Raw genomic sequence first — 21,803 nt, 5'->3', positions numbered from 1 at the left:
TGGGCAATGGGGGTCCGGGGATTATCGGCTATTTGCGTTACCGGTGCCGGCTTCATAGGTCCAGCACCAACGCTTGGGCCGGCACCGCACAACAGATCAGTGCAGTGCCCTCCTCTGGCATCTCGGCAGGTGGATTCGGGTAATGCACCTGCCCACTCACCACCTTGGTCTTGCACGTCCCGCAAGAACCACCCCGGCAGCTGAACTCCGGCGACAGCCCGCGTGCCTCGGCCAGCTCTAGCAAGGTGCCAGCCCCAGGCGCCCAACGCGCCTCCTTGGCAGAGCCGGCAAAGTACACTGGCACCGGCTCGCTGGCAGCCGCTGGCTGTTGCAGCGTGGGCCGGTTGTCGTCGCCATGCCGCCGCAGCGTTGATGGCCCGAAGGCTTCGGCATGAATGCGGGCATCCGGCACATGCACGCTGCGCAGTCCCTCATACAAGTCCTGGGTGAAGCTGGCCGGCCCACACAGGTAGAAGTCGTAATCATCCAGCGCCAGCGTTGCCTTCACCTGCTCGATGCCCAGGCGCCCGCTGTGCTCGTAGTCACGCCCTTGTACGGCTTCGGCCTCAGGCTGGCTCAACGAACGATGCACGCTCAAGGCTGTACCGGCTCGCTGACGCAATTGGGCCAGTTCCTGCTGGAATGGCAGATCATTCAGGCTGCGGGCCCCGTGGAACAGATGGATGCGGCGCCCCTGCCCGTTCGCCAACAACTCGCGCAACATGGCGATGAGCGGTGTAATGCCCACGCCTGCACCGATCAGCACGACAGGCCTGTCGCTGGCGCTATCCAGGGTGAAGCTGCCCATGGGCAGACGCACCTCCAGCCTGTCCCCTGCCCTGACACGCTCATGCAGATAGCGCGACGCCGGGCCCTGTGCCTTGACGCTGATCCGCAGGTAGCCGTCGGACGGCGCGCAGGACAGGCTGTAGGTGCGTATCAGCGGTGCATCGGTACCCAGCGGGATACGCACGGGAATGTGCTGGCCGGGCAAGAACGCCACCGATTGGTCCGCAGCGAAATAGAACGAGCGGATGTCGCGACTCTCCTGCTCCACACGCGCCACCCGCCAGGCGAGCCACTGGCGCTGCCGTTCACGCTGCTGGAGCCGCAGCTGCGCCTCGGCCCAGGTGCCGGTCATCAGGCTGGTTGGCGCATATTCCTGAAAGGCCCAGCGCAAACTCACCGCCGCACGGCGCAGTACCACGTGCTCGATGTCCAGCGTCCACAGCCGCTCGGCGCCCTCGAATGCCGTGATCAGCGGGCTGTCGAGTATCACCTCGGTGCGCCCGGTCACCTGCAGTACATCACCGCTGCTGAAATCGACGAACAACAGCCCGGCTCGCGGATTCTCCAGCAGGTTGCCGAGGGTGTTGAAATGCAGGTTGCCGGCATAGTCGGGAAGGGTCAGGCGATTGCCTTCGACCCTGACGAAGCCGGGGCGCCCGCCACGGTGCGAGACGTCCACCGAACGCATGCCGTCGGGGTGATCGATATAACTGGCGACGAACAACGTGTCCGCGTTCGTGATCATCTGGACGGCCGTGGCATCCAGCCCTTGCGCATCGATTCTACCTTGCGCCGGTTCATCGACGCGCGTGTATTCGCGCAGCTGGATGTACTGCGGGCAATTGCCGAACGACTGCTCCACCTGCACGTCCAGCCGCCCATCAGCGGCCTGAGCGATCAGACCGTTGATGCGGTTGCGCCGGCGTGTGTGCAACTCGATGCCGAGCAGGCCGATGGCCCCGCCAGTTGCCAGCCCAGGCGTTGCCGGGTCATCGCTGGCCGGGTGGATATCGATCAGCAGTTGCCGAGGGTCGGGCGAGCTGACGAAGCCTTCCGGGCCTTCGAGCAGCGTCGCCCACGGCCTGCCGCCCTGATCCACAGCGCCGGCGACGATAAATGGCAACTGCTGGTAGAACGTGCGGTGCTGGTCGGGCATGTGGTCACGAATGACTTTCTGCCCGAACACGTCCATGCGCTCCGACACACCTGCATGCTCCTGCAGGCGCTTCTCGCCGGCATGCCAGGGCGAGGAGGTGCGATGATCGGGGAGTTGCGCCATGGCGGCATTCCTCGCGTGGGATGGCGGCTCAGACGGTGGTCTGCAGGCCGACGGCAGTACGTGGCATGGCGACGAAGCCAGGCAACGCTTCGATCCGCGCCAGCCAGGCACGCACGTTGGGGTAAGGTTCCAGCGAGACATTGCCCTCGGGGGCGTGGGCGATGTACGAGTAGTTGGCGACATCGGCGATGGTCGGTTCAATGCCGACGAGGAACGCCGACTTGGCCAGCTCAGCGTCCATCACCTTGAGCAAGGTGTGCGCGCGAGCGATGACTTCGTCGGTGTTGAACGAAGCGCCGAACACCGTCACCAGGCGAGCCGCTGCAGGGCCGAAGGCCAATGGGCCGGCGGCAACCGACAACCAGCGCTGGACGCGGGCGGCCTTTACCGGGTCATGGGGGAGCCACTTGCCCGCCTTGTCGTAGGTGCTCGCCAGGTAGACGAGAATTGCATTGGAATCGGCGATCACGATGCCGTTGTCATCGATCACCGGTACCTGGCCGAACGGATTGAGGGCGAGGAACTCCGGCTGCTTGTGCGCGCCTTTGGCCAGGTCGACGAATACCAGTTCGGTGGGCAGCTTCAGCAACGACAGCATCAGCTCAATGCGGTGGGCGTGGCCGGACTTGGGAAAGTTGTAGAGTGTGATCACGGGCTGGGCTCCAGGGTTGGCACCGGGGTGGTGCCAGCTGGAGCCCATCCTGCCCTGATTCGGCTGGCAGCAGAATCAGTGCAAGGAACAAACCATAATTTCGACTGGCGAAATAATCGGGTGATCAGTGCCGCGACTGCTTCTGATAGCGATACAGGCCCCGCGCAGCCTCGACCACATGCGGTACACAAGCCTGCAACTCAGCGAAGCTCATGGCATCGAGCAACTCGAAGTTGTCTTCCAGCCCATGCAGTGAAATCGCCTTGAGCAGTTGATCCTGCTCGGGCGGCAACTCGCCCCAAGCCGCTACCTGAGTGCCGCGCATGTAGCCGAAGCACCACTCTTCCATGATGATCGCCGGCCCTTCTTCGGCCTCGCTTTCTTCGAACAGCGGTTGGAAGCCTTCGAGGTTCTCCGCCAATTGCTCGGCAACCTGGTAGGCATAGCGCAGCATCAAGGCGGTGTAAGCCTCCTCATGGGCGGGTTTCTTGAACTTCGGTACCTTGCCGCCCGCGACGGTGGGCAGCCATTGCTCTGGCAGCACGTCGACCGGGGAACTGGCCAGGGCGGTGAAAAAACCATTGAGCTCGGCCAGGTTGAGCACCGAATAGTCGTTGCCGTAGGTGATCAGCAGGTCTTCGAGGCGGGCGAGTTCTTTTTCGCTGAGGGCGGGAAGCATGTGTGGGTGTCCTGGGGTGAAGATTTGCGTGCACCCTAGCACATGGGGGATTGCGTCTGCAGAAAGCATTCGCGGGGCAAGTCGGGTGCGGCGACCCGACTTGCCCCGCGATCAGGCAGCTAAGCCTTATACCGCCAACGCGCGCTCACGCAGCTCGCTGTTGAGGATGCGGTCGTTCTCGCTGTAGTCGACCGGGCAGTCGATCACGTGCACGCCTGGGGTCTTGATGCAGTGCTCGAGCAGCGGCAGGAAGGCTTCGGCGCTCTCCACGCGGTGGCCATTGGCACCGTAGGCTTCGGCGTACTTGACGAAGTCCGGGTTGCCGTAGTCCAGGCCGAAATCGGTGAAGCCCATGTTGGCCTGCTTCCAGCGGATCATGCCGTAGCCGTCGTCACGCAGGATCACCACGGTGATGTGCATGCCCAGACGAACTGCAGTTTCCAGCTCCTGGCTGTTCATCATGAAACCGCCGTCGCCGCATACCGAGATGACCGGGCGATCCGGGTACACCAGATGCGAAGCCATTGCCGATGGCAGGCCAGCACCCATGGTCGCCAGGGCGTTGTCGAGCAGCACGGTGTTCGGCTTGTGCGCTTTGTAGTTACGGGCGAACCAGATCTTGTAGATGCCGTTGTCCAGGGCCACGATGCCTTCGGACGGCAATGCGCGACGGATGTCGGCGACCAAGCGCTGCGGGTAGACCGGGAAGCGGTTGTCGTCGGCCCCTTCGGCGATCTGTACTTCGTTGGCTTCACGGATCGCCATCAGGCGGGTGAAGTCCCAATGCGCGGTGTCGTTCAGCGCTTCGCTGATCTGCCACACGGCGTTGGCGATGTCACCGATCACTTCGACCTGCGGGAAGTACACGGCATCGACTTCAGCGGAGCGGAAGCTGATGTGGATGACTTCGGTGCCGCCACGGACCATGAAGAACGGTGGCTTCTCGATCACGTCGTGGCCGATGTTGATGATCAGGTCCGCCGCTTCGATGGCACGGTGGACGAAGTCACCGGAGGACAGCGCCGCGTTACCCAGGAAGCGCGGGTGACGCTCGTCGACCACACCTTTACCCATCTGCGTGGTGATGAACGGGATGCCGGTCTTGTCGATCAGCTGCTTGAGGACCTTGGCGGTCATCTTGCGGTTGGCGCCGGCGCCGATCACCAGGATCGGGCTGCGGGCCTTCTGCAGTTTCTCGACGGCAGCTTCGATGGCCACGTGCTCGGCCAGCGGGCGACGGTGCAGGCTGCGCGGGATCGGCAGGGCGTCGGTCTGCTCGGCGGCGATGTCTTCCGGCAGCTCAAGGTGCACTGCACCCGGCTTTTCTTCTTCAGCCAGGCGGAACGCTTCGCGCATACGCGCCGGGATGTTGTCGGCCGAGGCGAACTGGTGGGTGTACTTGGTGATGGGGTCCATCATGCCGCACACGTCGATGATCTGGAAGCGGCCCTGCTTGGACTTCTTGATCGGCTTCTGGCCGGTGATCATCATCATCGGCATGCCGCCCAGGTAGGCGTAGGCACTGGCGGTTACCAGGTTGGTTGCACCAGGGCCCAGGGTCGACAGGCTGACGCCGGTCTTGCCGGTCAGGCGGCCATAGGTGGCGGCCATGAAGCCCGCGGACTGCTCGTGGCGGGTCAGTACCAGCTTGATCTTCGACTTGCGCAGGGATTCCAGCAGGTCGAGGTTTTCCTCACCAGGAATGCCGAACACATACTCGACACCTTCGTTTTCCAGGCATTGCACAACGACATCGGCGGCCTTGGCCATCTTGCTTGTAACCTCAAGTGATCGGACAGTGGAAGTCCAGAAATGCGCAGCACGGTACGCTGGCATCGCTCGGTTCGGGGGCCAGGATTGCCCCGAACTTAAGTCTTGACGCAGCTTAAGCGTAAATAAGTCACGTTAATTTGCGAGAAATATTGTCGCACCGTACAAACGGTGCAGATAGGAGGATACAGACAAAAGACATTTGGCTGCAGCGCCAAAGCGCCGCAGGGCGGGAAAGCCAGAGGGCAGAAAAGACAAAACCCCTACCTGCATGCGCAGATAGGGGTTTTGCGAAATGAATCTTGACGATGACCTACTCTCACATGGGGAAACCCCACACTACCATCGGCGTACTCACAAGCACCCACACGAATTGCTTGATTCGATTTGTTAAAGAGCGTTTGGTTAAGAGCTTTTCGTCTCAACCGAGGCGCGCATTCTACGCTTTCCTCACTTGCTGTCAAGCGTTATTTTGAAGTTCTTTCGAAGCTGCTTTCTTTCAAAAGCGTTCAACTTCAACAACTTACCGCTTGCCTCGTTGCGTTCAACGCTGCGAGGAGGCGAATAATACGCGCTTTGAAATCAGAGTCAACACCTTGATCTGAAAAACTTTCGATCTTCATCTGCGGCCACCTGGCAACTAAATGCATGAAGCGCCGCTCTGTAGAGAAACAACCTGTGGAGCGTGACGGCCATGAGCGATGCGCAGAGCGAAAAGACCCCTGGCCTGTCGGCGGACGAAGAAAAGGAAGTCAGCCATAACCAGCCGCCGCGGGCTGCGGTGTTGCACGAAATCATTCGTTACCAGGGCGATCAGGAACTGGAGCGCACGCTCGCGGCACTGTGGTGGTCTGCCCTTGCCGCCGGCCTGACCATGGGCCTGTCATTAATGGCCATGGGGCTGTTCTATGCCCGACTGCCTGAAGGTGAAAGCGCCCAGGTCATCGCCAGCATCGGCTACAGCGCCGGTTTTCTCGCGGTGATCCTGGCACGTCAGCAACTGTTCACCGAAAACACCCTCACCGCCGTGCTGCCGGTCATGACCAGGCCAACTCTGGCCAACCTCGGGCGCTTGCTGCGGCTATGGAGCGTGGTGCTGCTCGGCAACCTCGCGGGCACCTTGCTGGTGGCCTGGGTAATGCTCGAACTGCCGATCTTCGACAGCAAGACCGACGTGGCCTTCCTCGAAGTCGGGCGCAAGGTAATGAAGAACGACATCAGCCAGATGTTCGCCAAAGGCATCGTGTCGGGCTGGATGATCGCCACCATGGTCTGGATGATCCCGTCCATGGAACAGGCCAAGATCTGGATCATCTTGATGATCACCTACCTGATGGCGCTGGGCGACTTCACCCATATCGTCGTTGGCTCGGTGGAAGTTTCCTACCTGGTATGGGCCGGCGACGAAACCTGGAGCAGCTTCTGGCTGGCGTTCGCCTTGCCGACCCTGGCTGGCAACATCATCGGTGGCAGCTTCATCTTCGCCCTGATCAGCCATGCCCAGGTGCGCAGCGACAGCGGCAAGCCGCCATCGCAACTATTAAAGGATAAAGAAGGTCAGCAACGCCGGGACTGAACTCAGCGCGCCGCCAATGCCCGTTCGGCCGCCCTGCCCCGCTCTCGCGCCGGGTGCGGCAGCCACCAGTTCTGCCCCTCGTGCGGTGAGTCGATACTGACCCGCTCGCCCATCTGTGGGGTACTCAGCCGCACCTGGGCTGCAGCTGCCAGGGCGACGATGCGTTCGAACGGCTCCTGCCAGCCATGGATGGACAGGTCGAAGGTGCCATTATGGATTGGCAGCATCCAGCGCCCGCGCAAATCCAGGTGTGCCTGCAGGCTCTGTTCCGGTTGCATATGCACGTTGGGCCAGGCCACGTTGTAGGCACCGGTCTCGATCAACGTCAGGTCGAACGGCCCGAAGCGTTCGCCGATTTCAGCAAAGCCGGCGAAGTAACCGGTATCACCGCTGAAGAACAGGCGCGTCTGGTCATCTATCAGCACCCAGGAAGCCCACAAGGTTCGGTTGCTGTCGAACAGCCCACGCCCGGAGAAGTGTTGCGCGGGCGTGGCGATGAAACGCACACCCTCGACTTCGGTTTCCTGCCACCAGTCCAGTTGCACGACCTTTGCAGCAGGCACCCCCCACTCGATCAGCAGGTCACCCACCCCGAGCGGCGCCAGGAAGCGCTCGGCACGTGGGGCCAGTCGGCGTATCGCCTGCTCATCGAGGTGGTCGAAATGGTCGTGGGAGAGAATTACCGCCGTCAGCGGCGGCAACTCATCCAGCCCTAGCGGTGGTGCATGAAAGCGCAGCGGCCCGGCCCATTGCACCGGCGAGGCGCGTTCGGCGAAGACCGGGTCGGTAAGGAAGTAGCGACCGCGCAGCTTGAGCAATACTGTGGAATGGCCCAGGCGCCAGAGGCTGTGGTCCGGCGCATCAAGCACCTGCTGGCGGGTCATGGGCTGCACGCTGATCGCGGCCGCCGGCCGGGTTTCCGGCGGCTTGCGCAGGAACAGGTACTTGAGGCCGATGCGCAGCTTCTTCAGCACGCCATCCTGGGGCAGGCTGGCCTGGTTGTGAAAACGTCCGTCCCGCTGCGGCGCCGATTGGTCGCCAGGATTCGCCATGGGAGCCATGAGCAGCAACACTCCAAGCAAGAGGAAAGGCTTCATGTTACCCCACTGGGATCACATCAACCGTGAATTGGCTTGTAAGGTCATTTTTCGTCGATGAAACACTGTTCAACAATATTCACGTGAGTTATGCGATAAACGGCACCCCAGCAGAAGAACAACGACCATGATGGACAATCGCAGCGGCAAGGGACTTTCTTTCGTCAAGCGCATCTACCTGCCTCGTGTCATCGGCCTGGGGATCGGCCTGTTCAGCGTAGCCGCTGCCGTGGCGCCGCTGTCGCCGCCAACCTGGGTCTGGGTGCTGCTGCTGTTCAATGGCCTGCTCTGGCCACATGTCGCCTATCAGTGGGCATCGCGTTCAGCGGCCCCTTATCAGGCAGAACAGCGCAACATGCTGCTGGACTCGCTGCTGGGCGGCTTCTGGACCGCGGCCATGCACTTCAACCCGCTGCCGACCGTGACCGTGCTGTCGATGATGACCATGAACAACGTGGCCGCGGGCGGCAAGCGCCTGATCGTTCGCGGGATCATGGCTCAACTGGCCGGCATGTTGCTGGCCAGCACGCTGCTGGGCACCGGGCTGCAGTTGAACGCCACGGCGCTGCAGATCTACGCCTGCCTGCCAATGCTGACCCTGTACCCGTTGGCCCTGGGCTGGGTCTGTTACCGCCTGGCGATCAAGCTGGGCGAGCACAAGCGCCGCCTCAGCGCCCTGAGCCTCACCGACAGCTTGACCGGCCTGCTCAACCACGGCGCCTGGAAAGATCTGCTGCTACTCAGGTTCCAGGCCTGCCGGCAACAACAGTCACCCGCCGTGATCGCGCTGATCGACATCGATCACTTCAAGACCATCAACGACACCTTCGGCCACGTGGTCGGCGATTGCGTACTGCGCCAGTTTAGCGAGGAGCTCAAGCGCAACCTGCGCGAGTCCGACCAGGCCGGGCGCTATGGTGGCGATGAGTTCTGCGTGATCCTCCCCGCCACCAGCGAGGCTCAGGCCTGCCAGGCCATGGAGCGCCTGCGCGAACAGGTCGCCAGCTACCGCAACCCGCAGCTGCCGCACCTGCGCATCAGCCTGAGCATTGGCCTGGCGGCGTTCAATGCCGACCTCCAGTCTCCCGAGCACTGGCTGGAGCAGGCCGACAAGGCGCTGTACAGCGCCAAGCGCCGCGGTCGCGACCAGGTCAATTTCGCGCAGGGCGAGGCCACCCCGCTCAGGCTGGCCTATCCTGACTGAACCTCCTTGCTGATTGGCCGGCGGGGGACTGCAGTCAACAAGGAGTTGTTCGCGCATGGCCAGGACCGCCAGCCCCCTCCCCCGTCTCCAAGTCCGTCATCTGATTGGCGGCATCTGCGCAGTTTTCGGCCTCGCCTGCCTGGTCACGCTGGGTGCCTTGTTCAATATCGCCGCCACGCTCGACCAACAGGAGCAGCAACGCAGCGCGTTCCATGCCACCCAGACGCTGGAACAACGGTTGCTGGCCTCCAGGCAGTTTCTTTCCAGCTACGCGGTGTGGGACGCCGCCTTCGAACACCTGGCTGGCAAGGTCGACTGGCAGTGGGCCTATGAACAAAAGAATGTCGGCGAGTCGCTGTACAGCGCCAGCGGCTACGAAGGGGTATTCGTGGTGGAAGATCAACGCACCACCTATGCGCTTTTCAAGGGGGCACCGACCCAGGCAGATGCTGGCAGTTTCATCGATGCCCCCCTGGCAGAGGTCATCGACGCGGCGCGTGGGGCCGCCAGCGCCCGCAAGCAGATTACCCGCTTCGTCATGTTCAACAACTGGCCAGCAGTGCTCAGCGCTGCCGCCGTGCGCCCGGACCGGGATGTTTCCGCCCAGGAGGTGAGCCAGGCACCGGTCATGCTGTTCGTCGACCAGCTTACCGAAGCCAAGCTCGAGGGCCTGGGCGCGGGTGCAGGCCTTGCACACATGCACATCGAAAAGAACGGCGAGCACGACCGCCCCCAGCAACAAATTGCCCTGGGCAATACTGGCTACCACCTGACCTGGACCAGCCCGCAGCCTGGGCGACAACTGTTATGGGCCGTGCTGCCGCCCTTGATCTGCGCATTACTGATACTGGCCTTGGTCATGCTTTATCTGTTTCGCCATGCGCTGCGCAGCTCCCGCGCCATCGACCTCAGCCTTGAGCGCCTGCAGGAGAGCAACCAGGCGCTGGAAGCCAGTGAACAGCGTTTTCGCGCGGTCGCCGAGGCTGCGTCCGACTGGATCTGGGAGACCGACCGCCAGCAACGGCTGACCTATCTGTCACAGCGATTCGTCAAGGTCACCGGCGACCCGGTCGAGGTCTGGCTGGGCCAGCCGCTCAACCAGTTGCTCAGCTGTGAAACCACGCCCCTTTCTCCTTGGCTGGACGCCCAGGCCGAGGCCGATTCGGAGCAACCGGCCAACCTGCGCTGTGCCTACCTCGACCACAATGGCCTGAGCCGCTACTGCCGGATTTCAGCCCGGGCAATCCGCTTCGATGGCAAGCTCGCCGGCTTTCGGGGCACGGCCAGCGATATCACCGACGAAGTCGAGGCCCATGCGCGCATCCAGCACCTGTCGCTGCACGACCCGCTGACCGGCCTGGCCAACCGCAACAAGCTGGCCCGGCACCTGGAACAGACATTGCTGCGCGGCAGCGACTCGCCGCCGCTGACCCTGCTGCTGCTCGATCTCGACAATTTCAAGCCCATCAACGACTCCCTTGGCCACGCGGCAGGCGATGCAGTCCTGCAAGAGGTCGCCGCGCGCCTGCGTGACACCACGCGTGACGTTGACCTGGTGGCGCGTCTGGGTGGTGACGAATTCGTACTGGTGCTCACCGGCATGGATAACCGCAGCGAGATCGACAAGCTGTGCCGGCGGCTCATCGAATTGCTGCAACAGCCCATTGCCTTCGAAAACCATCAGTTGCATATCGGCGCCAGCGTCGGCATCGCCCAAACCCGCAATCAAGGTTTCGATGCTGGCGAACTGATCCGTTGCGCGGACATCGCCCTGTATCAGGCCAAGGCCGATGGCAAAGGCACCTGGCGCTACTTCAGCGACGAGATGAACCAGCAGATCCAGTATCGCCGCCAATTGGAAAATGACTTGCGCCACGCCCTGAACAGCAACGAATTCGTTCTCCATTACCAGCCACGCTACCGCCTGAGCGACTTGCGCATCGTTTCGGTCGAAGCCCTGCTGCGCTGGCAACATCCGCAAGAAGGCCTGCTTGCCCCGGACACCTTCATCCCGCTGGCCGAGCAAAGCGAGCTGATCGTCACCCTGGGACGCTGGGTGTTGCGTGAAGCCTGCCGCAGTGCGCTCGACTGGCCGGAACACCTGCTGGTGTCGGTAAACCTGTCACCGGCGCAGTTCTTGCGCAGCGACGTGGTTGCCGACATTCGCGAGATCCTTCTGGATACGCGCTTCCCCGCCCAGCGGCTGGAGCTGGAGATAACCGAGAACGTGATGCTCAACGATATAGAAGGCGCCCTGGCTACCATGCTTGCGCTGAAGGAACTGGGCGTGCGGCTGAACATGGACGACTTCGGCACAGGCTACTCGTCGCTGGGTTACCTGCGGACCTATCCGTTCGACAGCATCAAGATCGACAAACGCTTCATCGCCGGCCTTGCCAATGCCACTGGCAACGACCGGGCGGTCGTGCAGGCCATCATCAACCTGGGTGAGGCCATGGGCCTTACCGTGACCGCCGAGGGCGTGGAAACCGAACAACAGTTGCAAACCCTGGCCAGGGACAATTGTCATGAAGTGCAGGGCTATTACCTGAGCCGGCCACTGGACAGAGCCGGCTTCGAGCAATTGTTGCAACACAAGCCGGGTTGCTCTGCCGATGCCACTTTAAGCGGCTCAGCGCAGTGAACGCTCGGCGACGATTTCCGGCAGATCGCTGCGTTGCAGGTAGATGCGCAATGGCTCGCCGATGTTCAGCCGGTCATCCACATGCTGCTCCAGCAACAGCGCCAGACGCTCCCGGCACAGTGCCATGCGCGCACCCTGTTGTGGCCGCCAGACGAATTCGTTGCAGGGGGTGATGCTGTCATCCGCCACGTCCATGCCGAATGCGTCCTCGGAAAACCGCACGATATGGACGCCGCGCTTGCCATGAAAGCCGACAAAACCATTGAGCTGGTCGGCAGCGCTGCAGATGTCCTGGGAAGTGATGGCCATGACGTAACCTCGCAAATGAACGGAAGTGACGCACGCCAGGCAGGCAACGGTCGCCTCTGATGGGCGACGCGCAGTGGGCAGCCTAGCTCATGTACTCATCGTTGCGCCAAGGTTTTCGTCGTCTGGCATGAGATCGACTGGCATGGCGTCGACCTGCGACGCCAGCAGCCCGCCCAACCAGCCCATGAAGGCCTGGACCCTGCGTGGCACATGCCGTTGCCGGGCATACAGCAAGGACACCGGCATGGCCTGTGCCTGCCAGCCGTGCATCACCTCCACCAGCTCGCCGCTTGCCAGGTGATGCGCCACACCCACTGCTGGCACCTGGATCAAGCCAAGGCCGGCCAGGCATGCCGCCGAATAGGCCTCGGCATTGTTGACCGTGACCGCGCCGGCCATGGGCTGAAAGCATACCTGGCCGGCCTGCATGTACTCAAAGCCCGCGCTGCGCGCCCCCAGGTTGCGGACGTAGTGGACCAGGCTGTGCTCCGCCAGATCATCCAGGCTCTGTGGCACGCCGCAACGGGCAAGGTAGGCGGGGCTGGCGCAATTGCGCATGCTCAACTGGCCGACAGGCCGCGCTACGACATCCAGGTCACTCAGCGCACCGATGCGCATGACACAGTCGAAGCCTTCACGCAGCAGATCAACTTGTCGATCAGTGCAACTGATCTCCACCTCCAGCCTGGGAAACCGCGACAAGAATTGCGGCAAGGCCGGAATGATCACACGGCGGGCCATCATGGTTGGCATGTCGACCCGCAAGCAGCCGGCCAGCTCGGCATCGTCCGCGCGGAACAGGCTCTCGATCTCGTCCATGCCCGACAGCAGGTCCTTGCTACGCTCATACAGCAATGAACCGTCCTGGGTCGCCTGGACGCGCCGCGTGGTGCGGTTGAACAGGCGCGTGCCAAGCAATTGCTCCAACGCCCTCACCTGCTCCGACACCGTCGAGCGCGGCAGGCCCAGGCTGTCTGCCGCCAGTGTGAAACTGCTCAACTCGCTGACGCGTACGAAGGTGCGCAGCAGTTCCAGCTTGTTCATACCCACCCCGACTGTTCGAAACACGCGAACAGTATTTCCGATTCTGCTGGATTTAACAGCCGCATCACGATCAATAACCTGTCCGTCATCCACCACCCACGAGGGATACGACATGACTCGCAAGATCGCTCTGATCACTGGCGCCAGCCGTGGCCTGGGCCGCAATGCCGCTGAACATCTGGCTGCACGCGGTATCGACATCATCGGCACCTACCACAGCAGGGCCGACGAGGCGCAGCAGGTGGCCAAGGCTCTCGAAGCGGCTGGTGCCAAGGCTGCCATGCTGCAACTGGATGTCGGCGACAGCAGCAGCTTCGCCAGCTTTGCCGAACGCCTGGGCACGACCTTGCAACAACACTTCGGCCGTGAGCGCTTCGATTTCCTGGTTAACAATGCCGGTATCGGCTTGAATGTGCCGTTCAGCGAAACCACCGAGACGCAGTTCGACCAGTTGCTGAACATACAGCTCAAGGGGCCGTTCTTCCTCACTCAGCGGCTGCTGCCGTTGCTCGTCGATGGCGGGCGCATCGTTAACATCTCGTCCGGACTGGCGCGTTTCGCACTGCCTGGGTATGCCGCCTATGCGGCCATGAAGGGGGCGATGGAGGTCTTGACCCGATATCAGGCCAAGGAGCTCGGGTCACGCGGCATCCGCGTCAACATCCTCGCACCGGGGGCGATCGAGACTGATTTTGGTGGTGGGGTGGTGCGCGACAACCAGCAGGTCAATGACTTCATTGCCGGCAATACGGCATTGGGGCGGGTCGGGTTGCCCGATGATATCGGCGCCGCCATCGCACTGTTGCTCGAAGAGGGCAATGGCTGGATTACCGGGCAGCGGCTGGAGGTGTCTGGCGGGATGTTCCTTTAAGTCAGAGATTCTGGGGCCGCTTTGCGGCCCCAATGGCCATCACTGTTCCATCTGATCCTCATGCACCTGAACGCTGGCGGTCATCCCAGCGCTCAGGTGCACGCCTTCGGGAATCTGGTCGAGCCTGATCCGCACCGGGATCCGCTGCGCCAGCCGCACCCAGTTGAAGGTCGGCTCCACTACTGGCAGCAACTGGCTGTCTGGGTTGCTGTTGCTGTCGGTGATGCCGCGGCTGATGCTTTCCACATGGCCCTGCATCGCGTCGCCTGCGCCCATCAGCCAGACCTTCACCTCATCGCCAACCCGGATGCGCGGCAACTTGGTTTCCTCGAAATAGGCCTGGATGTAGAACGTCGAATCATCCACCAGGGCCATCACCGATTGACCGGTATTCACATAGTTGCCCTGGGCCAGGCGCAGGTTGGTGATATGCCCGCTACGCGGCGCCCGCACTTCGCTGCGCGCCAGGTTGATCTTCGCCACCTGCAACTGTGCTTCGGCCTCATGCAATTCGCCGCGGGCGACGGCGGCGTTGATCTGGGCATTCTCGCGCAGCTCGGCACTGATCGCCTCCGGGCCCAAGGCTGTGCGCCGCGCTGCTTCACGCTCACGCAGGTGCAATTGCTGGGCGCGGGTTTCAGCCACCGCGCTGGCTTGGTCGAACGCGGCCTGGAAACGCTCGCGATCAATGCTCATCAGCAAGTCGCCAGCCTTGACCTGCTGGTTGTCCTGCACCTTCAGCTCACGCACCCAGCCAGACACGTCCGGGGCGATCACCACCACATCGGCGCGTACCCGGGCATCACGCGTCCATGGCGTGAGCATGTAGTACTGCCAGAGCTTGAAGCCGGCCAGAACGGCAATGGCGACCACGCACAGGGTCACCAGGGTACGGACGACAGCACGCATTGAATCACTCCTTACAAAGGCCCCAGCAGACGAACCACCAGGAACAGCACACAAACGAACAACGCCGTGTCGAACAGCGCTTCATGCCAGATCCAGCGCCCCAGCGGCGTGGCGTGCACCACCAGGCGCAGCACGCCGGTCAGCGCCAGCGCCATCAGAACATAAATCAGGAACGGGCTGAGCAGCACACCGCCCAGCTCCCACTCACGCAAGCCCATGGGCATCCTCCTGCGAACGGCACCATTTCCCCCAGCTTTTCTGCAACTGCAATACCGCGCCCTGGGCAAGGCGCAACGGGTCGCTGGCCGGCGCCCGCTGCAAGGCGGCGATGAACTGCTCGCTGGCCGCATCCAGACGCTGCCCGCGCCCCGCTGCCGGGCCTTTGGCCAGTACCGCCTCGACCTGCTGCAGGTACTCGCGCTCGGCGCCAGCCAATGGCACTTGGGCCACCGCCAGGCACATGCGCAGGTGCACCAGCTCGTCACCGATATCCAGCCCATGCAGGCCGTCATCCCAGCGCTTGCGCTCAGTGGCCGGCAACTCACTGGCATGCCGGGCCAGTTGCATCAGGCGGTCGGCCATGCGCCCGCCAAACCAGCTGTCGGCACCGCGCAAATCGCGCCGGGTCAAGCGCACCAGGTCGCTCTGGGTCGCGGCGCGCAGGCGCCGGCCAAGCCAGGCCGGGTGACGGAACACCAGCAGGCGGAACGCCAACACGGCGGCGCCCACCCCCATCAACATGGCCAGGGCGCTGTTGAGCATGTTCGCCACACCAAACGTCATGGCATTGAGCGGCGAGACCAGCACGATGAAATGCAGGCAATAAGAGGTCGCCGTGGCGCCGGTACGCGGATGGGCCATACCAAGCGCCCCGAAGAACAGCGGCACACCCATGCCCAGGCAGAGCATGGCGAAGCTGCTCCATTGCGGCAGGATGATCTGCCCTACCAGGAAAGCGAGCGGGATCGCCAGGAAGATCCCGCGCAAGAAACTCAGGCCGATCTGCGCGCCGTTCTCGCGGCTGGCGAACAGGCTGCAGACCACGCAGGTCAGCACCAGGCCACCCGGCGCCGACGGCCAGGCAGTAGCCAGCCAGAAGCTGCTCATCACCAGGAAGGCCAAGGCACTGCGTGAACCGAACAACAACGCCAGCGACCAGTCGCGGTGCACCGCCAGGCCCTGGGCGACATCCTTCGGCGCCCTGCCCGCCTCGACATCGTCCAGGGCCTGGGTGGCGGCCATGGCGAAGTCCAGCAGCAAGGCCATGCGCGCCAGGCAGAAATGCTCGGCAGAGCTGATCTGCTCGTCATGCGCGGCATCCCAGATGCGCTGGCGCAACACCAGCAGGCTCGGCTGATCGGGGCTGACCAGCAGTGCTCGCAGTTCTTCAAGCCAAGGACCGAGGCGCCCGGCTTCGTGCGCGTCCAGTTGCCGCCACTGCCGACGGACAGAGCGTGAAATGCGCAGCAGCACCATGAGTTTCTGGCTCAGCCCGCGAATGGCCTTGGCCCTCAGCCGCCCGCGCGGCCCCTCGAACCAGGCGTGCTCGCGCTGGGTATCGATGGCGACGATGCGGCCGAGGCTGTCCAGCAACCCTTTGCGCGCTTCATCCTCGCCACCAAGCATGGCGCTTGCCGCCTGCAAGCCGTTCTGCCAGGCCTGACGGGCCTGCCCGGCGAGCTGCTGCTCGACCCGCATCGGCCAGATCAGGGCGCTGCTGGCGGTGGCGCAGAAGATCCCCAGGCAGATCTCGGTACAACGCGCTACCGCCTGGTCGAACACCTGCAAGGGATGACTGATGGCGGGCAAAGCAATGATGGCTGCGGTGTAGCCGGCCAGTACGAACGAATAGGCCCAGGCACTGCGTAACTGCGTGGAGGCCGCCGTGCACAGGGCCAGCCACAACGCCAAGGTGATCAGGAACAGCCATGGCGTCTGCGCGAACAGGCCGATGAACACCACCGACATGACCGTGCCGACCAAAGTCCCGGCCAGACGCGCCAGACCCTTTTGCACCACCATCCCCGACAACGGCTGGGCGACGATGAATGCGGTCATCAACGCCCAGGACGGTTGCTCCAGCCCCCAACGCATGGCCAGCCACAGCGCCAGGCCCGCTCCAAGCAGGGTCTTGATGGCGAACTTGATGGCGAGGCTGCTGGGTGCGAACAGGGCCTGGAGGGTGATGGGCACGAATCGGACCTTGCGAGGGGATGGTTATATGAACGATAGACAATGGGGAAAGGATACTGCCGGGACGATTAATTAGCTAGCTAATCATCTTTATCGACAAAAAACGCGGACAAAAAAATAGGCGACCGAAGTCGCCCAAAATGCCTTGCGTGCTCGTGGTTCCGGAAGGTCAGCGCGGCTTGCGCTTTTGCGAGTCCTTCCAGATGAAAATGCCCAGACCGGCAAAGAATGCAAACATCAACCCGACCGTTACCACGCCCGCGATAACCACATTGTCGAAAAACATGCTGGCCTCCCGATTCGTTTGCCGTTGTCCGATGGATGCAAGGTAACGAATACGGGGGCGGGGAAAATTGATCAGGGTCAATGCTGCCCGGGACCGGGCACGCGAGGCGGGTGCAGGGTTGACCTGCGTCAAGTTTCAGCGCTTCTTGGGCTTGCCCTTGGGCTTCTTTTTCTTCGCGGGGGCAAGCGGCATGGCCTGCTCGAACGCCTGGCGCACTTCGTTCAGGCGTTTTTCCTTGAGGTCATGGATGCGCTTGGCGCGCTCGGCATCGAAGTCGATGAGGTTGTCTTGGCTCATGGGTGGGCTCGACGATCTACAGAGACTTGCATCATGAAGCCAGGCGCCGGTCGTGACCAGCCCCGCGTCAGACTTCGATATCGACCAGCAGGCCCTGACGCTGGTGCTCGCCCATCAGCGGCGCCACCGGCACGGTATTGTCGGCGTTGACTTCATCACCCGGCACCGCGTTGTAACGCTCCTCATCGCCCTTGCTGTTGCGCCGTTGCTGCTGCCGGCGTTGCTCTTCACGCAGCAGCAAGGCCTGCTCCTGCGGGTCGCGCTGCTGCTTGAGGTCGATGGCGCTTTCGTTGGACGACGGCTGCACGGGCACCACCGGCTTGATGTCGGGTGTCTGCTTGACCGGATCCTGTTGCGAGGTCACGGGGGCGGCACTGAGCGGGATGATCGGCGGCAGCATGGAAGTTCTCCTGTGCCCACTGTATCGGCCATCCGTTAGCCAGCTTGAGCGTAAAAGGTGAGAATGCGCGGCCATTCACGGCCGCGCCATGCCAGTATAGACAGCCGTTACTCGGCCTCATCCTCAGGGTCGTCGTCGCTGGCCGGCGGGCTGGCTTCGCTCCAGGGCCGCTTGTAGACCTGTTGCCAGACCGAATCCATGTGCTCACGCAGCACCTGTGGCGCGTTCTTCAGCGAAGCGCTGTCTTCACGTTCGCCGCCAACCGGCTCCTCACCTGCCGGGGTGATCAGCGACTGACCGGTGATGGTGTAGGCGCTCTGCCCCTCGCGCATCTCGATGGCGATGTCGTGCGGGTCGATGCCGCCACCACAGAAGGCATGGCTGGCCACTGTCACTTCAGCGACACCGTCCTTGTTCAGGTCAGTGACATCACTGACATCGGTGTAGAAGTCGACATCCAGGTCCAGCCCCGGGCAGGTGGTTTCCTGCTCGATCTGCCAGCGCGGCTTGAACGCGTCGCTCTCGGAGGTACGACCGTACAGGGTGGCCTTGAGTACCACCTTGTCGACCTCCTGCTCGGACTCGGCATCGACCGCCTGGCCATCGCTGCGGCTGAGCACCAGCAGCCCCTCGCCGTCGCGGTCGCGGAAGTGCACGCTCTTGATCGGCGTCTGCACGCCCAGCACTTCGAGCTGCTCGACCGGGATCGCAGGCAAGGTTTCGAAATTTTTCTGTTCACAGGCAGCCAGCAGCAACAAGCTGCCCAGGGCCAGGGAAGTGTGCAACCAGCGGTGCTTGAGCGGCATATCGGTGCGTAGCCCTCGTCAGCAAGACGGTGTTTTCTGCGATGAAACAGCTAGACTCATGGACTTCTGGTCTATGGTCCGCCCGGCCTATCCGTTAACATAGCCGGCTTTTTCATCGCGGGAGTTCAGGCAGTATGGCGCAGCAGTATCAACCGGGGCAACGCTGGATCAGCGACAGTGAAGCGGAGCTTGGCCTGGGTACCATCCTGGCGCAGGATGGCCGCCTGTTGACCGTGCTCTACCCGGCCACTGGCGACACCCGCCAGTATTCCCTGCGCAATGCGCCGCTGACCCGCGTGCGTTTCTCGCCGGGTGACCAGATCACCCACTTCGAAGGCTGGAAGCTGACCGTACGCGAGGTCGAGGACATCGACGGGCTGATGGTCTACCACGGCCTGGATGGCCAGAACCAGGCGCGCACCCTGCCGGAAACCCAGCTGTCGAACTTCATCCAGTTCCGCCTGGCCAGCGACCGCCTGTTCGCCGGGCAGATCGACCCGCTGTCGTGGTTCAGCCTGCGTTACAACACCCTGCACCACACCAGCAAGCAGATGCAGTCGTCGCTATGGGGCCTGGGCGGTTGCCGCGCGCAACCGATCGCCCACCAGTTGCACATTGCCCGCGAAGTCGCCGACCGCAGCGCCCCACGCGTTCTGCTGGCCGACGAAGTAGGCCTGGGCAAGACCATCGAGGCCGGCCTGGTGATTCACCGCCAGCTGCTGTCCGGCCGCGCCAGCCGCGTGCTGATCCTGGTTCCGGAGAACCTCCAGCACCAATGGCTGGTGGAAATGCGCCGGCGCTTCAACCTGCAGGTCGCCCTGTTCGACGCCGAGCGCTTCATCGAAAGCGACGCCAGCAACCCGTTCGAGGATGCCCAGCTGGCGCTGGTCGCCCTGGAGTGGCTGGTCGATGACGAAAAGGCCCAGGACGCACTGTTCGCCGCTGGCTGGGACCTGATGGTGGTCGACGAGGCGCACCACCTGGTGTGGCACGAAGAGCAGGCCAGCACCGAATACAGCCTGGTCGAGCAACTGGCCCAGGTCATCCCAGGCGTGCTGCTGCTGACCGCTACCCCCGAACAGCTTGGCCAGGACAGCCACTTCGCCCGCCTGCGCCTGCTCGACCCCAACCGTTTCCATGACCTCGCGGCGTTCCGCGCCGAGAGCGAAAACTACCGCCCGGTGGCCGAAGCCGTGCAGGAGCTGCTTGAAGAAGGCCGCCTGTCACCCAAGGCCCATGCCACCATTCAAGGCTTCCTCGGCGCCGAAGGCGAAGCCCTGCTGGCCGCAGTCAACGATGGCGACACCCAGGCCAGTGCCCGCCTGATCCGCGAACTGCTCGACCGCCACGGCACCGGCCGCGTGCTGTTCCGCAACACCCGTGCGGCCGTCCAGGGTTTCCCCGAGCGCCAGCTGCATCCATATCCGCTGGCCAACCCGGCGCCCTACCAGGACCTGCCTGCCGGCGAACACGCCGAGCTGTACCCGGAAGTGGCCTTCCAGGCCCAAGGCGAGGTCAGCGATGACGAACGCTGGTGGCGCTTCGACCCACGGGTCGACTGGCTGATCGACACGCTGAAGATGCTCAAGCGCACCAAGGTCCTGGTGATCTGCGCCCACGCTGAAACCGCCATGGACCTGGAAGACGCCTTGCGCGTGCGCTCCGGCATCCCGGCGACGGTGTTCCACGAAGGCATGAGCATCCTCGAGCGTGACCGCGCTGCGGCCTACTTCGCTGACGAGGAATTCGGCGCCCAGGTGCTGATCTGCTCCGAGATCGGCAGTGAAGGCCGTAACTTCCAGTTCGCCCATCACCTGGTGATGTTCGACCTGCCGGCCCACCCGGACCTGCTCGAACAGCGCATCGGCCGTCTCGACCGTATCGGCCAGAAGCACACCATCGAACTGCACATTCCGTATCTGCAGGACAGCCCGCAGGAGCGCCTGTTCCAGTGGTACCACGATGGCCTGAACGCCTTCCTCAATACCTGCCCGACCGGTAACGCCCTTCAGCACCAGTTCGGCCCGCGCCTGCTGCCGATGCTCGAAGGCGGCGATGCCAAGGCCTGGACCGCACTGGTCAGCGAGGCCCGTGGCGAGCGCGAGCGCCTGGAGGCAGAACTGCACAGCGGCCGTGACCGCCTGCTGGAGCTCAACTCTGGTGGTGCCGGCGAGGGCCAGGCGCTGGTCGAGGCGATCCTTGAGCAAGACGACCAGTTCGCCCTGCCGATCTACATGGAAACCCTGTTCGACGCCTTCGGCATCGACAGCGAAGACCACTCGGAAAACGCCCTGATCCTCAAGCCGAGCGAGAAGATGCTCGACGCCAGCTTCCCGCTGGGCGACGACGAAGGCGTGACCATCACCTACGACCGCGCCCAGGCGCTGTCGCGTGAAGACATGCAGTTCCTCACCTGGGAACACCCGATGGTGCAGGGCGGCATGGACCTGGTGCTGTCCGGTTCGATGGGCAACACCGCAGTCGCGCTGATCAAGAACAAGGCGCTCAAACCGGGCACCGTGCTGCTCGAGCTGCTGTTCGTCAGCGAGGTGGTGGCGCCGCGCAGCCTGCAACTGGGCCGTTACCTGCCGCCAGCGGCACTGCGCTGCCTGCTCGATGCCAACGGCAACGACCTGGCTTCGCGGGTAGCGTTCGAAACCCTCAACGACCAGCTCGAAAGCGTGCCGCGGGCCAGCGCCAACAAGTTCGTGCAGGCCCAGCGTGATGTGCTGGCCCAACGCATCAGTGGTGGTGAAGCCAAGGTCATGCCGGTCCACGTCGAGCGCGTGGCCGAAGCCCAGCGCCGCCTGGTCGCCGAGGCCGATGAAGAGCTGGCACGCCTGACCGCGCTGCAGGCCGTCAACCCGAGCGTGCGTGACAGCGAGATCGATGCGCTGCGCAAGCAGCGTGAGCAAGGCCTGGCGATGCTCGACAAGGCCGCGCTGCGCCTCGAGGCGATACGTGTGCTGGTCGCCGGCTGACCGTCCTGCCACCTGAC

General features: G+C 63.1%; 19 protein-coding genes. 5 read left to right on the top strand and 14 right to left on the bottom strand.

Going from position 1 to position 21,803, the window contains the following annotated elements; translation table 11 throughout:
- Positions 1-52: 52 nt before the first annotated feature.
- From BGP85_RS19615 to BGP85_RS19600, 4 genes are all read right to left on the bottom strand, one after another.
- Positions 53-2,068 carry a pyridoxamine 5'-phosphate oxidase family protein gene (locus tag BGP85_RS19615; RefSeq protein ID WP_103449468.1) on the bottom strand — a complete coding sequence of 672 codons (2,016 nt, stop codon included), beginning with the start codon at positions 2,066-2,068 and terminating at the stop codon, positions 53-55.
- 28 nt (positions 2,069-2,096) lie between these two features.
- The gene (locus tag BGP85_RS19610; RefSeq protein ID WP_103449467.1) at positions 2,097-2,768 is read right to left on the bottom strand and encodes a glutathione S-transferase family protein; all 672 of its coding nucleotides are present in this window, start codon (positions 2,766-2,768) and stop codon (positions 2,097-2,099) included.
- Between the two features lie 76 nt (positions 2,769-2,844).
- A complete protein-coding gene (locus BGP85_RS19605; RefSeq protein ID WP_103449466.1) occupies positions 2,845-3,399 on the bottom strand; it encodes a UPF0149 family protein in 555 nt (184 codons plus the stop codon).
- Between the two features lie 126 nt (positions 3,400-3,525).
- The gene (locus BGP85_RS19600) at positions 3,526-5,169 is read right to left on the bottom strand and encodes an acetolactate synthase large subunit (RefSeq protein WP_103449465.1); all 1,644 of its coding nucleotides are present in this window, start codon (positions 5,167-5,169) and stop codon (positions 3,526-3,528) included.
- A gap of 694 nt (positions 5,170-5,863) precedes the next feature.
- Between BGP85_RS19600 and BGP85_RS19595 the strand changes: the two genes are divergently transcribed.
- On the top strand, positions 5,864-6,745 hold the full coding sequence (locus BGP85_RS19595; RefSeq protein WP_103449464.1) for a formate/nitrite transporter family protein: 882 nt from the start codon (positions 5,864-5,866) through the stop codon (positions 6,743-6,745).
- A 2-nt stretch (positions 6,746-6,747) separates the two neighbouring features.
- On the opposite strand, the gene BGP85_RS19590 is transcribed toward BGP85_RS19595, so the two are convergent.
- Entirely contained in the window at positions 6,748-7,842 is a 1,095-nt protein-coding gene (locus tag BGP85_RS19590; protein ID WP_103449463.1) for an MBL fold metallo-hydrolase, read from the bottom strand.
- A 130-nt stretch (positions 7,843-7,972) separates the two neighbouring features.
- Here BGP85_RS19590 and BGP85_RS19585 point away from each other — a divergent pair, with 130 nt between their 5' ends.
- Together BGP85_RS19585 and BGP85_RS19580 are read left to right on the top strand one after the other, a co-directional pair.
- A complete protein-coding gene (locus tag BGP85_RS19585) occupies positions 7,973-9,046 on the top strand; it encodes a diguanylate cyclase (protein ID WP_103449888.1) in 1,074 nt (357 codons plus the stop codon).
- Positions 9,047-9,101: 55 nt separating this feature from the next.
- Positions 9,102-11,690, top strand: a complete 2,589-nt coding sequence (locus BGP85_RS19580; RefSeq protein ID WP_103449462.1) for a bifunctional diguanylate cyclase/phosphodiesterase — start codon at positions 9,102-9,104, stop codon at positions 11,688-11,690.
- On the opposite strand, the gene BGP85_RS19575 is transcribed toward BGP85_RS19580, so the two are convergent.
- Both BGP85_RS19575 and BGP85_RS19570 read right to left on the bottom strand, forming a co-directional pair.
- Positions 11,679-11,999, bottom strand: coding sequence for a DUF2025 family protein (locus BGP85_RS19575; protein ID WP_103449461.1), 321 nt, complete (start codon positions 11,997-11,999; stop codon positions 11,679-11,681). The genes BGP85_RS19580 and BGP85_RS19575 overlap by 12 nt on opposite strands.
- 87 nt (positions 12,000-12,086) lie before the next feature.
- Positions 12,087-13,043, bottom strand: coding sequence for a LysR family transcriptional regulator (locus BGP85_RS19570; RefSeq protein ID WP_103449460.1), 957 nt, complete (start codon positions 13,041-13,043; stop codon positions 12,087-12,089).
- Positions 13,044-13,155: 112 nt separating this feature from the next.
- On the opposite strand from BGP85_RS19570, the gene BGP85_RS19565 reads away from it, so the two are divergent.
- Complete coding sequence (locus tag BGP85_RS19565; RefSeq protein WP_103449459.1) at positions 13,156-13,914, top strand: SDR family NAD(P)-dependent oxidoreductase; 759 nt, start codon at positions 13,156-13,158, stop codon at positions 13,912-13,914.
- Between the two features lie 39 nt (positions 13,915-13,953).
- Here the strand turns inward: BGP85_RS19565 and BGP85_RS19560 are convergent, their stop codons facing one another.
- From BGP85_RS19560 to BGP85_RS19540, 7 genes are all read right to left on the bottom strand, one after another.
- On the bottom strand, positions 13,954-14,823 hold the full coding sequence (locus tag BGP85_RS19560) for an efflux RND transporter periplasmic adaptor subunit (RefSeq protein ID WP_103449458.1): 870 nt from the start codon (positions 14,821-14,823) through the stop codon (positions 13,954-13,956).
- An 11-nt stretch (positions 14,824-14,834) separates the two neighbouring features.
- The gene (locus tag BGP85_RS19555; RefSeq protein ID WP_103449457.1) at positions 14,835-15,041 is read right to left on the bottom strand and encodes a DUF1656 domain-containing protein; all 207 of its coding nucleotides are present in this window, start codon (positions 15,039-15,041) and stop codon (positions 14,835-14,837) included.
- Positions 15,028-17,016 (bottom strand): FUSC family protein, encoded by a 1,989-nt coding sequence (locus BGP85_RS19550; protein WP_103449456.1) that lies wholly within the window; start codon positions 17,014-17,016, stop codon positions 15,028-15,030. Before BGP85_RS19550 ends, BGP85_RS19555 begins: the two co-directional genes overlap by 14 nt.
- Before the next feature lie 169 nt (positions 17,017-17,185).
- Positions 17,186-17,302, bottom strand: coding sequence for a cytochrome c oxidase subunit CcoM (gene ccoM, locus BGP85_RS29460; protein WP_275898203.1), 117 nt, complete (start codon positions 17,300-17,302; stop codon positions 17,186-17,188).
- A 135-nt stretch (positions 17,303-17,437) separates the two neighbouring features.
- Positions 17,438-17,599 carry a hypothetical protein gene (locus BGP85_RS28945; protein WP_181004542.1) on the bottom strand — a complete coding sequence of 54 codons (162 nt, stop codon included), beginning with the start codon at positions 17,597-17,599 and terminating at the stop codon, positions 17,438-17,440.
- Positions 17,600-17,666: 67 nt separating this feature from the next.
- Complete coding sequence (locus BGP85_RS19545; RefSeq protein ID WP_103449455.1) at positions 17,667-17,999, bottom strand: aspartate-semialdehyde dehydrogenase; 333 nt, start codon at positions 17,997-17,999, stop codon at positions 17,667-17,669.
- 107 nt (positions 18,000-18,106) lie between these two features.
- Positions 18,107-18,805: a M949_RS01915 family surface polysaccharide biosynthesis protein gene (locus BGP85_RS19540; protein ID WP_103449454.1), complete on the bottom strand. Its 699-nt coding sequence runs from the start codon at positions 18,803-18,805 to the stop codon at positions 18,107-18,109.
- 134 nt (positions 18,806-18,939) lie between these two features.
- Here BGP85_RS19540 and rapA point away from each other — a divergent pair, with 134 nt between their 5' ends.
- Positions 18,940-21,786, top strand: coding sequence for an RNA polymerase-associated protein RapA (rapA, locus tag BGP85_RS19535; RefSeq protein ID WP_103449453.1), 2,847 nt, complete (start codon positions 18,940-18,942; stop codon positions 21,784-21,786).
- The last annotated feature ends 17 nt before the right edge of the window (positions 21,787-21,803 follow it).

The sequence above is a fragment of the Pseudomonas putida genome (assembly GCF_002906855.1).
Lineage (GTDB): Bacteria > Pseudomonadota > Gammaproteobacteria > Pseudomonadales > Pseudomonadaceae > Aquipseudomonas > Aquipseudomonas putida_N.
This window is presented reverse-complemented; position numbering and strand designations above follow the sequence as displayed.